11 protein-coding genes are annotated in these 10,639 nt (G+C 67.8%); 8 read left to right on the top strand and 3 right to left on the bottom strand.

Annotated features, from left to right (window positions below; genetic code table 11):
• Nucleotides 1-136 precede the first annotated feature (136 nt).
• On the bottom strand, nt 137-913 hold the full coding sequence (locus AB4850_RS34445; protein ID WP_414443822.1) for an enoyl-CoA hydratase: 777 nt from the start codon (nt 911-913) through the stop codon (nt 137-139).
• Between the two features lie 134 nt (nt 914-1,047).
• On the opposite strand from AB4850_RS34445, the gene paaN reads away from it, so the two are divergent.
• The 4 genes from paaN to paaK all read left to right on the top strand — a co-directional run bounded on the left by paaN (nt 1,048) and on the right by paaK (nt 5,448).
• Nucleotides 1,048-2,748, top strand: coding sequence for a phenylacetic acid degradation protein PaaN (gene paaN / locus AB4850_RS34440; RefSeq protein ID WP_414443821.1), 1,701 nt, complete (start codon nt 1,048-1,050; stop codon nt 2,746-2,748).
• A 94-nt stretch (nt 2,749-2,842) separates the two neighbouring features.
• Complete coding sequence (gene paaG / locus AB4850_RS34435; RefSeq protein ID WP_414443820.1) at nt 2,843-3,634, top strand: 2-(1,2-epoxy-1,2-dihydrophenyl)acetyl-CoA isomerase PaaG; 792 nt, start codon at nt 2,843-2,845, stop codon at nt 3,632-3,634.
• 1 nt (nt 3,635) lies between these two features.
• Nucleotides 3,636-4,103 carry a hydroxyphenylacetyl-CoA thioesterase PaaI gene (paaI, locus tag AB4850_RS34430; protein ID WP_414443819.1) on the top strand — a complete coding sequence of 156 codons (468 nt, stop codon included), beginning with the start codon at nt 3,636-3,638 and terminating at the stop codon, nt 4,101-4,103.
• 49 nt (nt 4,104-4,152) lie between these two features.
• Nucleotides 4,153-5,448: a phenylacetate--CoA ligase PaaK gene (gene paaK, locus AB4850_RS34425; RefSeq protein ID WP_414443818.1), complete on the top strand. Its 1,296-nt coding sequence runs from the start codon at nt 4,153-4,155 to the stop codon at nt 5,446-5,448.
• 60 nt (nt 5,449-5,508) lie between these two features.
• On the opposite strand, the gene AB4850_RS34420 is transcribed toward paaK, so the two are convergent.
• Both AB4850_RS34420 and apaG read right to left on the bottom strand, forming a co-directional pair.
• Entirely contained in the window at nt 5,509-6,738 is a 1,230-nt protein-coding gene (locus tag AB4850_RS34420; protein WP_414443817.1) for a murein transglycosylase A, read from the bottom strand.
• 70 nt (nt 6,739-6,808) lie between these two features.
• Complete coding sequence (gene apaG, locus AB4850_RS34415; protein ID WP_414443816.1) at nt 6,809-7,183, bottom strand: Co2+/Mg2+ efflux protein ApaG; 375 nt, start codon at nt 7,181-7,183, stop codon at nt 6,809-6,811.
• On the opposite strand from apaG, the gene AB4850_RS34410 reads away from it, so the two are divergent.
• The 4 genes from AB4850_RS34410 (at nt 7,109) to trpE (ending at nt 10,631) form a co-directional block, all read left to right on the top strand.
• Nucleotides 7,109-7,336 carry a hypothetical protein gene (locus AB4850_RS34410; protein ID WP_414443815.1) on the top strand — a complete coding sequence of 76 codons (228 nt, stop codon included), beginning with the start codon at nt 7,109-7,111 and terminating at the stop codon, nt 7,334-7,336. The genes apaG and AB4850_RS34410 overlap by 75 nt on opposite strands.
• A gap of 39 nt (nt 7,337-7,375) precedes the next feature.
• Entirely contained in the window at nt 7,376-8,062 is a 687-nt protein-coding gene (rpe, locus tag AB4850_RS34405) for a ribulose-phosphate 3-epimerase (protein WP_414443814.1), read from the top strand.
• Nucleotides 8,063-8,073: 11 nt separating this feature from the next.
• Nucleotides 8,074-8,787: a phosphoglycolate phosphatase gene (locus tag AB4850_RS34400; RefSeq protein ID WP_414443813.1), complete on the top strand. Its 714-nt coding sequence runs from the start codon at nt 8,074-8,076 to the stop codon at nt 8,785-8,787.
• A gap of 350 nt (nt 8,788-9,137) precedes the next feature.
• Nucleotides 9,138-10,631: an anthranilate synthase component I gene (trpE, locus tag AB4850_RS34395; RefSeq protein WP_414443812.1), complete on the top strand. Its 1,494-nt coding sequence runs from the start codon at nt 9,138-9,140 to the stop codon at nt 10,629-10,631.
• The last annotated feature ends 8 nt before the right edge of the window (nt 10,632-10,639 follow it).

Genomic DNA, 10,639 nt, shown 5'->3' with positions numbered 1-10,639 from the left:
ACCCATCCCGCTTCGTGCAAGCGTTTTCGCAAAGAAAATGCATGAAGGGCGCCGCTCGCGCGGCGCCCTTCATGCCAAGCCTTTGATCTCAAAAGAAAACGTCAAAAAATGCGACCGAAAATCGGTCGCCCGGCGCTCAACGATGCTTGAACGCCGGCTTGCGCTTCTCGACGAACGCGGCCATCCCTTCCTTCTGATCCTCGGTCGCGAACAGCGAATGGAACACGCGGCGCTCGAATTGCACGCCCTCGGCCAGCGTCGTCTCGTAGGCGCGGTTCACCGATTCCTTGATCATCATGACGGCCGGCAGCGAGAACTCCGAGATGGTGGTGGCCGCCGCCAACGCGTCGTCGAGCAACGACGCCGCCGGCACCACGCGCGACACCAGCCCGGCGCGCTCGGCTTCGTCGGCTTCCATGAAGCGCGCGGTCAGGCACATGTCCATCGCCTTGGCCTTCGACACCGCACGCGGCAGGCGCTGCGTGCCGCCCGCGCCCGGCATCACGCCCAGGCGGATTTCCGGCTGACCGAACTTCGCCGTGTCGGCCGCGATGATGATGTCGCACATCATCGCCAGCTCGCAGCCGCCGCCCAGCGCGAAACCGGCCACCGCCGCAATCACCGGCTTGCGGATCTGGCGGATCGTCTCCCAATTGCGCGTGATGTAGTCGCCCTTGTAGACATCCATATAGGAATACTTGGCCATCATCCCGATATCGGCGCCCGCAGCGAACGCCTTTTCGCTGCCGGTCAGCACGATTGCGCCGACCTCGTCGTCGGCGTCGAAGGCCTTCAGCGCCGCGCCGAGCTCGTCCATCAGCGCATCGTTCAGCGCGTTCAGCGCCTTCGGGCGGTGCAGCGTGATCAGGCCGACGCGGCCGCGCGTCTCCACCAGGATGTTCTCGTAATCCATCGATGTCTCCTCATTAAAGAAACGCCAGGCTCCGCGCACACACGCGGAGAACAATGCTAACATTTGCCGACCAACCGGTCGGTTAATTAATTGCTTTCGGGCGACCGGCTTCCCACTTCCATCAGGCTGCCGCCATGACCCATCCTTTGTTCACGAAGCATGAAGCCACGCTGCAACACGCGCTGTCGGCCATCGAGACTCGCGCCTACTGGAGCCCGTTCGCCGAAATGCCCAGTCCCAAAGTGTACGGGGAAAGCGCCGCGGCCGAGGGCGAGGCGGCCTTCCAGGCCCAGCTCGACAAACCCTTCACGCTCGACCAGCCGGCGTCGGGCGGACAGGTCGGCGCGGAAGTGTCGCCGTTCGGCTTTCCGCTCGGCATCCGCTACCCGCAATCCTCGCCCGACGAACTGATCGCGGCGGCCGCCGCCGCGCAGCCGGGCTGGCGTGCGGCCGGCCCGAGTGCCTGGGTGGGCGTGAGCCTCGAAATCCTCGCGCGGCTCAACCGGGCCAGCTTCGAGATCGCCCACGCGGTGATGCACACCACCGGCCAGGCGTTCATGATGGCGTTCCAGGCGGGCGGGCCGCACGCCCAGGACCGCGCGCTCGAAGCGGTGGCCTACGCCTGGGACGCGCTGCGCAAGATCCCGGCCGACGCGCACTGGGAAAAACCGCAAGGCAAGAACCCGCCGCTCGCGATGCACAAGCGCTACGCGATCGTCCCGCGCGGCACTGGCCTCGTGCTCGGCTGCTGCACGTTCCCCACCTGGAACGGCTACCCCGGCCTGTTCGCCGACCTGGCCACCGGCAATACGGCGATCGTCAAGCCGCATCCGGGTGCGATCCTGCCGCTCGCGCTGACCGTGCGCATCGCACGCGAGGTGTTGCGCGAGGCCGGCTTCGATCCGAACGTCATCACGCTGCTGGCCACCGCCCCCGACGACGGCGCGCTGGTCGAAGCACTGGCGGTACGCCCCGAGATCCGTCTGATCGACTTCACCGGCAGCACGCAGCACGGCGACTGGCTCGAACGCCATGCGCATCAGGCTCATGTGTATACGGAGAAGGCCGGCGTCAACCAGATCGTGATCGACTCGGTGGACGACCTGAAAGCCGCCGCGCGCAACATCGCGTTCTCGCTTGCGCTCTACTCGGGCCAGATGTGCACGGCGCCGCAGAACATCTATGTGCCGCGCGACGGAATCCGCACGCCGGACGGCCGGGTCGGCTTCGACGAGGTCGCGCAGGCGATCGGCGCCGCGGTGCAGAAGCTCGTGGCGGATCCGGCCCGCGCCGTCGAACTGCTCGGCGCGATCCAGAACGACGGCGTGACGGCGCGCATCGACGAAGCCCGCGCGCTCGGCAAGGTGCTGGCCGACAGCGAGCCGCTCGACCACCCCGCCCACCCAAAGGCGCGCGTGCGCACGCCGCTGGTACTGCAACTGGACGCCAGCGAACGCGGCACCTACACGCGCGAATGGTTCGGCCCGATCTCGTTCGTGATCGCCACCGATTCGACGGCGCACTCGCTCGAACTGGCCGGCGGCATCGCAGCCGAGTGCGGCGCGCTGACGCTGTCGGTGTACAGCACCGACGAAGCCGTGCTCGACCGCGCCCACGACGCGGCGATCCGCGGCGGCGTCGCGTTGTCGATCAATCTGACGGGGGGCGTATTCGTCAACCAGTCGGCGGCGTTCTCGGATTTCCACGGCACCGGCGCAAACCCGGCCGCGAATGCGGCGCTGGCCGACGCGGCCTTCGTCGCGAACCGCTTCCGCGTGGTGCAGAGCCGCCGTCATGTGGAGCCGCGCGCCGAAAGCACCACAAGCGCCGCCTGAGCACCCACCGCAAGCCGAATCGTTTTTTCAGGAAACCAGACGCATCCGGGCCGACGCACGCCGCCGGCCATCCACGACGTGGAGGAGACACTCGATGCCGTACGACACGATCCGGTTCGCGCTCGATGACGCGACGCAGGTTGCGACGATCACGCTCGACCGCCCCGACAAGCTCAACAGCTTCACCCGCGCGATGCACGCCGAACTGGCCGCGGCGCTCGACGCCACGGAGGCGAGCCACGCGCGCGCGCTGGTGCTGACCGGCACCGGCCGCGGCTTCTGCGCGGGCCAGGATCTGGCCGACCTCGATTTCACGCCGGGCGCGTCGACCGATCTCGGCGCGCTGATCGACGCGCATTTCAACCCGCTCGTGCGCCGCCTTCAGGCGTTGCCGCTGCCGGTGATCGCGGCCGTCAACGGCACGGCGGCCGGCGCCGGCGCGAATCTCGCGCTGGCCTGCGACCTCGTGCTGGCCGCGAAATCGGCCAGCTTCATCCAGTCGTTCGTGAAGATCGGCCTGGTGCCCGATTCGGGCGGAACCTGGTTCCTGCCGCAGCGCGTCGGTTTCGCACGCGCGCTCGGGCTGGCGCTGACAGGCGACAAGCTCGGCGCCGAACAGGCGGCCGACTGGGGAATGATCTGGCGCGCCGTCGACGACGACGCGCTCGCCGCCACTGCCGCCACACTGGCCGCCGAGCTGGCCCGCCAGCCGACGCGCGCGATCGCCGCGATCAAGCAGGCGATGCGCGCCGGCATGACGAACCCGCTCGATCGGCAACTCGATCTGGAGCGCGACCTGCAACGCGAGCTGGGGCAATCGCACGACTATGCGGAAGGCGTCGCGGCGTTCATGGCCCGGCGCGCGCCGCGTTTCGAGGGGCGTTGAGATGAGCACGACGCAAACTTCACCCGCCGACCCCGATGCGCTCGCGCGCGCCGCCGCCGACGCGATGTACGCGGCCGATGCCTGCACGCGCGCGCTCGGCATCGAATTGCTCGACATCGGGCCGGGCCGTGCGCGCATGCGCATGACGGTGCGCCCCGCGTTCCTGAACGGCCATCGCACCTGCCACGGCGGCCTGATCTTCACGCTGGCCGATTCGGCGTTCGCGTTCGCCTGCAACTCGCACAACCTCAATACGGTCGCGCCCGGCTGCGCGATCGAGTTCCTGCGCCCGGTGCCGGAAGGCGACGTGCTGACGGCCGAGGCCGTCGAGCAGACGCTGGCCGGGCGGCATGGCATCTACGATATCCGCGTGACGAACCGCGCCGGCGAAACGGTGGCGATGTTTCGCGGCAAGTCGGCGCGGATCGCCGGCAACGTGATTCCGACCGACGACAACGCAGAACATTGAGCGCGGCGGCACCGACCGACCGCTGCCAGAATCCGATCCGGAGACATCGATGAACGCCCCGCTTCCGCTCGAACCCATCGAAACCGCCAGCCGCGACGAATTGCAGGCGCTGCAGCTCGACCGCCTGCGCTGGTCGCTCGCACACGCCTACGCGAATTCGCCGGTCTATCGGCGCAAGTTCGACGAAGCGGGCGCGCATCCGGACGACCTGCGCACGCTGGCCGACCTCGCGCGCTTCCCGTTCACGACCAAGAGCGACCTGCGCGACAACTACCCGTTCGGCATGTTCGCGGTGCCCCAGGAGCGCGTCGCGCGCATTCACGCGTCGTCGGGCACGACCGGCAAGCCGACCGTGGTCGGCTACACGGCGCGCGACATCGACACCTGGGCCAACCTGGTGGCCCGCTCGATCCGCGCGGCCGGCGCGCGCACCGGCGACAAGGTGCACGTGAGCTACGGCTACGGCCTGTTCACGGGCGGCCTCGGCGCGCATTACGGCGCGGAGCGCGCGGGCCTGACGGTGATTCCGTTCGGCGGCGGCCAGACCGAAAAACAGGTGCAGTTGATCCGCGATTTCCGGCCCGACATCATCATGGTCACGCCGAGTTACATGCTGTCGATCGCCGACGAGATGGAACGCCAGGGGCTGGACCCGCGCGACGCGTCGCTGCGGATCGGCATCTTCGGCGCGGAGCCGTGGACCAACGAAATGCGCACGGCGATCGAGCAGCGCGCCGGTATCGATGCGGTGGACATCTACGGGCTGTCGGAGGTGATCGGCCCCGGCGTGGCGTCGGAATGCGTGCAAACCAAGGATGGGCCGACGATCTGGGAGGACCACTTCTACCCGGAGATCGTCGATCCGCTGACCGGTGAGGTGTTGTCCGACGGCGAGCTCGGCGAACTGGTGTTCACCTCGCTGACCAAGGAAGCGCTGCCGATCGTGCGCTATCGCACGCGCGACCTGTCGCGGTTGCTGCCGGGCACGGCGCGCACGATGCGGCGCATGGAAAAGATCACCGGCCGCTCGGACGACATGATGATCATCCGCGGCGTGAACGTGTTCCCGACGCAGATCGAGGAGCAGCTTCTGAAGCAGCGCGTGCTCGCGCCGCATTACCAGATCGTGCTGACGCGCGACGGCCCGCTCGACGTGATGACGCTGAACGTCGAGCCCTGCCCGCTCGCCCGGGCCGAGGCCGCCTTGCTCGATACGGCACGGCAGGCGCTGGCCTACGACATCAAGGCGTTGATCGGGGTGAGCGCGATCGTCAACGTGCTGCCGGTCGACGGCATCGAGCGATCGGTCGGCAAGGCGCGGCGGGTGGTGGACAAGCGCCGATGAACAGCGGCGCGAAAGGAAGGCAACACGGGGCGCCGTTTGCCGCGGCGCCCCGGCCGGACATCACGAATTCGGCAGCAGCAGCCACATCCGCCCGACCTGCTTCATGCGGCCGGCCAGATCGCCCGCGTCGTCGCCGAGGCCCCAGAAGTAATCGGCGCGCACGCCGCCCTTGATCGCCGAGCCGGTGTCCTGCGCGAACACGAGGCGATTCATCGGCGTATTGGTCAGCGGGCGGGTGGTCTGCAGGAACACCGGCGTGCCGAGCGGGATGAACGACGGATCGACGGCGATCGAACGCTCGGCCGTCAACGGCACGCCGAGCGCGCCGATCGGGCCGTCCGCGCCGCCGTTCGGCGCGCCTTCGGCCGACGCCATGTCGCGGAAGAACACGAAGCGCGGGTTGGTATCGAGCAGCGCGTCGAGGCGCGTGGGATTGGCGCGCGCCCAGGCCTTGATGCCCTGCATGGTGGCTTGCCCCGGCGTCAGTTCGCCGTGATCGAGCAGCCACTTGCCGATCGAGCGATACGGCTGGTTGTTGGTGCCGCCGAAGCCGACCCGCATCACGGTGCCGTCGTCGAGAATCACGCGGCCCGAGCCCTGCACTTGCAGGAAAAATGCTTCGATCGGATCGTCGACCCACACCAGTTCGTTGCCGTTCAGCACGCCCGCGCGTTCGAGCTGCGCGCGCGCCGGCAGCGGCGTTCCGGCGCGATAGCTGCTCGGCCAGCGGTACAGGGCGGTCTGATACGGGCCGCGCCGCACGCGCGAGCCGTGCAGCAGCGGCTCGTAATAGCCGGTCACGAGGCCGTCGAGCGTGCCGTCGCCATTGGCGAACTGATAAGGCGTGAAATACGTTTCGAAGAAGCTGCGCGCGCCGGTGAGATCGAGATCGTCGAGCCGGTTCGCGGCGTCGCAGGCACGGCGCCAGTTCGCGGCCCGCGCGAGCCGGGTGCAATTCTGCCGCAGGGCGATGGTCGCGCCGATCAGCGCATCATCGTCCCAGCCCGGCACCTGCTGCCACGCCACCGGCGTGAGCCGCTCGGAGGCCGTCTGCCCCGGCACGATCGCCGCGCCGGTGGCGGGCGGCCGCGCATGACGCACGGGCGCGCTGCCGCACGCGGCCAGCAGGGCCGCCGTTGCAATCGCGGCTGCCCAACCGGCAAGCCGCGGCCCGAACCACCTACAATGCTCGTACTTGATGGAAGCCGCCATGTCTGATCTGTTCGACGAATACCCGATGCTGGTTTTTGCGCTGGAATCGCTGCTGGCGCTCGGTTTGCTGATTTTCATCGTGCTCTGGACCGCGTCCGGCAAGAAGAAAGCCCGCTCGCGCAACGACGAGCCGCGCCAGCGCTGAGGCTCAATGCAGCGTGCGCGGCATGTGCAGCGCGAACTCCGCAACCGGCGCCTCGAAGCGCTCGCCGTCCTCCGCCACGCAGAAATACGCGCCGCGCATCGTGCCGACCGGCGTTTCGATGACCGCCCAGCTCGTGTATTCGAATTGCTCGCCCGGTTTCAAGAGCGGCTGATGGCCGACCACGCCGAGCCCCTTCACTTCCTGCACTTTCTGATCGCTGTCCGTGATCACCCAGTGACGCGCGATCAATTGCGCCGGCACCTGGCCGGAATTGACGATCGTCAGCGTGTAGGCAAATGCATATTGACGACGCTCGGGGTCGGATTGTTCCGTCAAATAGGCGGTCTTCACCGTCACGCTGAATTCATACTGGCTCATGGCTATCCCGCTTCGAAGGTCGAGCGACGCCGGCACGGCGCCGCGCCAGGCCGCCGCCAGCCGGCCCGCACTGGTTCGGCATTCTGCTTGATGCGGCCCACGGCCGCAACAGCGGGGCCGCGGGCGGGCGGCGGCCCCGGCCGGCGGCGGTAGAATGGCGGTTTCGCATAAAACGCACGTCCCCCTACCGCCATGACGCAATTCCGCATCGCTCCCAGCATTCTCTCGGCCGACTTCGCCCGCCTCGGCGAGGAAGTCCGCAACGTCGTCGCCGCCGGCGCCGACTGGATCCACTTCGACGTGATGGACAACCATTACGTGCCGAACCTGACGATCGGCCCGCTTGTCTGCGAGGCGATCCGCCCGCACGTGGACGTGCCGATCGACGTGCACCTGATGGTGCGCCCGGTCGACCGGATCGTGCCCGACTTCGCCAAGGCCGGCGCGAACGTGATCAGCTTCCACCCGGAAGGCTCGGACCACATCGACCGCACGCTGTCGCTGATCAAGGATCACGGCTGCAAGGCCGGCCTGGTGTTCAACCCCGCCACGCCGCTCAACTATCTCGACCACGTGATGGATCGGCTCGACCTGGTGCTGATCATGTCGGTGAACCCGGGCTTCGGCGGCCAGTCGTTCATCCCCGAATCGCTGCGCAAGATCCGCGAGGCGCGCGCCAAGATCAACGCCTACCACGAACGCACCGGCCGCGAGATCCACCTCGAAGTGGACGGCGGCGTGAAGGTCGACAACATCGCGGAAATCGCCGCCGCCGGCGCGGACACCTTCGTGGCCGGCTCGGCGATCTTCGGCAAGCCCGACTACAAGGCGGTGATCGACGAGATGCGCACGCAGCTCGCCGGCACGGTCAAGGCCTGAGGCGCACGGCGATGACGACGATCCGCTTCGCCTCGCCGCGGCTGGCCGCCGCGCTGATCGACCTCGACGGCACCATGATCGACACCGCCGACGATTTCACGGCGGCCCTCAACGCGATGCTGACGCGGATCGGCGCGCGCGCCACGCAGCGCGACGAGGTCATGAACTACGTCGGCAAGGGTTCCGAGAACCTGATCGCGCAGGTGCTCAAGCCGCGCTTCGGCGAAGCCGAGGCGCAGGCCCGCTTCGAGGAAGCGCTGGAGCTCTACCAGGCCGAATACGCAACCATCAACGGCCGTCACACGCAGCTCTATCCCGACGTCGAAACCGGCCTGCTGGCGATGCGCGAAGCGGGCCTGGCGCTCGCCTGCGTGACCAACAAGCCGTATCGCTTCGCGGTGGAACTGCTCGCGCAATACCGGCTCGACGGCCATTTCGGCGTGGTGCTCGGCGGCGACAGCCTGCCGCGCAAGAAGCCGGACCCGCTGCCGATGCTGACCGCCTGCGAGCGGCTCGGCGTCGAACCGGCGCTGGCGGTGGCCATCGGCGACTCCGAAAACGATGCGCTGGCGGGCCGCGCGGCGGGCCTCGCGACGCTGACGGTGCCTTACGGCTACAACCACGGCAACGCTATACAAACGATAAATTCGGATGGTATAGTCGGCTCGCTGCTCGTCGCGGCGCAGGTCATCACCGCGCACAATGCGACCGAGCAAACCCTCTGATTTAATCTTCCATCCGCATGTTTCTGAACAAAAAACGGAGTCTGAGCAGCATCGACCGGGGAGCCTGGCCCTGGCGTCGCTGGTCGCGCTAACCTCGTCGAGGTTCGCCGAAGCCTGTCTTCGGCATCCGTTTTTTGTTTTGCTGCGCGATCCGCGCTCCGTCAATCGATGTGCCTGCTGTCCCCCCGCTCCGCACGCCTCGCGTCCGGGCGCCGGGAACGTGTATCGGCACATCGCCCGGCGGCAGCGCAAGCCGGTCAGGCACTGACCGCACCCCGCCCTCCGGCCCGCCGCGCAGCGCCCGCGTTTCCACTGGCACGCATTGCCGCTCGTCCCCACAGGACCGGAACATGACCGAACTCGAATTCCAATCGCTCGCGAATCAAGGCTATAACCGCATTCCGCTGATCGCGGAGGCGCTCGCCGACCTCGAAACCCCGCTTTCGCTGTACCTGAAGCTTGCGCAAACCGAGCGCGGCGGCGCCAATTCGTTCCTGCTCGAATCGGTGGTCGGCGGCGAACGCTTCGGCCGCTACTCGTTCATCGGCTTGCCGGCGCGCACGCTGCTGCGCACCCGCAACGGCGTGTCGGAAGTGGTGACCGACGGCCAGGTGGTCGAAACCCACGACAGCGATCCGTTCGCCTTCATCGAGCAGTTCCAGGCGCGCTACAAGGTGGCGCTGCTGCCGGGCCTGCCGCGCTTTTGCGGCGGCCTGGCCGGCTACTTCGGCTACGACGCGGTGCGCTACATCGAGAAGAAGCTCGCCGACTCGGCCCCGCACGACGATCTGCAACTGCCCGACATCCAGTTGCTGCTGACCGAGGAAGTGGCCGTCATCGACAACCTGGCCGGCAAGCTCTACCTGATCATCTATGCCGATCCGACGCGCCCCGAGGCGTTCTCGAAGGCCAAGCAGCGCCTGCGCGAGCTGAAGCAGCGCCTGCATGCAACGGTGCAGCCGCCCGTCACCTCGCCGAGCGTGCGCACCGAAACGTTCCGCGAATTCAAGAAGGACGACTACCTGGCGGCCGTGCTGAAGGCGAAGGAATACATCGCCGAGGGCGAGCTGATGCAGATCCAGGTCGGCCAGCGCCTGTCCAAGCCGTATCGCGACAACCCGCTGTCGCTGTACCGCGCGCTGCGCTCGCTGAACCCGTCGCCGTACATGTACTACTACAACTTCGGCGATTGCCACGTGGTGGGCGCATCGCCGGAAATCCTGGTGCGTCAGGAACAGCGCGGCGAGGACCGGATCGTCACGATTCGCCCGCTGGCCGGCACCCGCCCGCGCGGCAACACGCCGGAACGCGACGCCGCGCTCGCCACCGAGCTGCTCAACGATCCGAAGGAAGTGGCCGAGCACGTCATGCTGATCGACCTGGCGCGCAACGACGTCGGCCGCATCGCCACCACCGGCTCGGTGGTCGTGACCGACAAGATGGTCATCGAGAAGTATTCGCACGTGCAGCACATCGTCAGTTCGGTGGAAGGCACGCTGAAGCCCGGCATGACCAACTACGACGTGCTGCGCGCGACGTTCCCGGCCGGCACGCTGTCGGGTGCGCCGAAGGTGCGCGCGATGGAGCTGATCGACGAGCTGGAGCCGGTCAAGCGCGGCCTGTACGGCGGCGCCGTCGGCTACCTGTCGTTCTCCGGCGAGATGGATCTCGCGATCGCGATCCGCACCGGCCTGATCCACAACGGCAACCTGTACGTGCAGGCTGCCGCCGGCGTGGTGGCCGATTCGGTGCCCGAGTCGGAATGGCAGGAAACGGAAAACAAGGCGCGCGCCGTGCTGCGCGCGGCGGAACAGGTGCAGGACGGCCTCGACAGCGACTTCTGAACGGAGAC

The sequence above is a fragment of the Burkholderia sp. 22PA0106 genome, assembly GCF_047497155.1.
In the GTDB taxonomy this organism is placed as follows: domain Bacteria; phylum Pseudomonadota; class Gammaproteobacteria; order Burkholderiales; family Burkholderiaceae; genus Burkholderia.
This window is presented reverse-complemented; position numbering and strand designations above follow the sequence as displayed.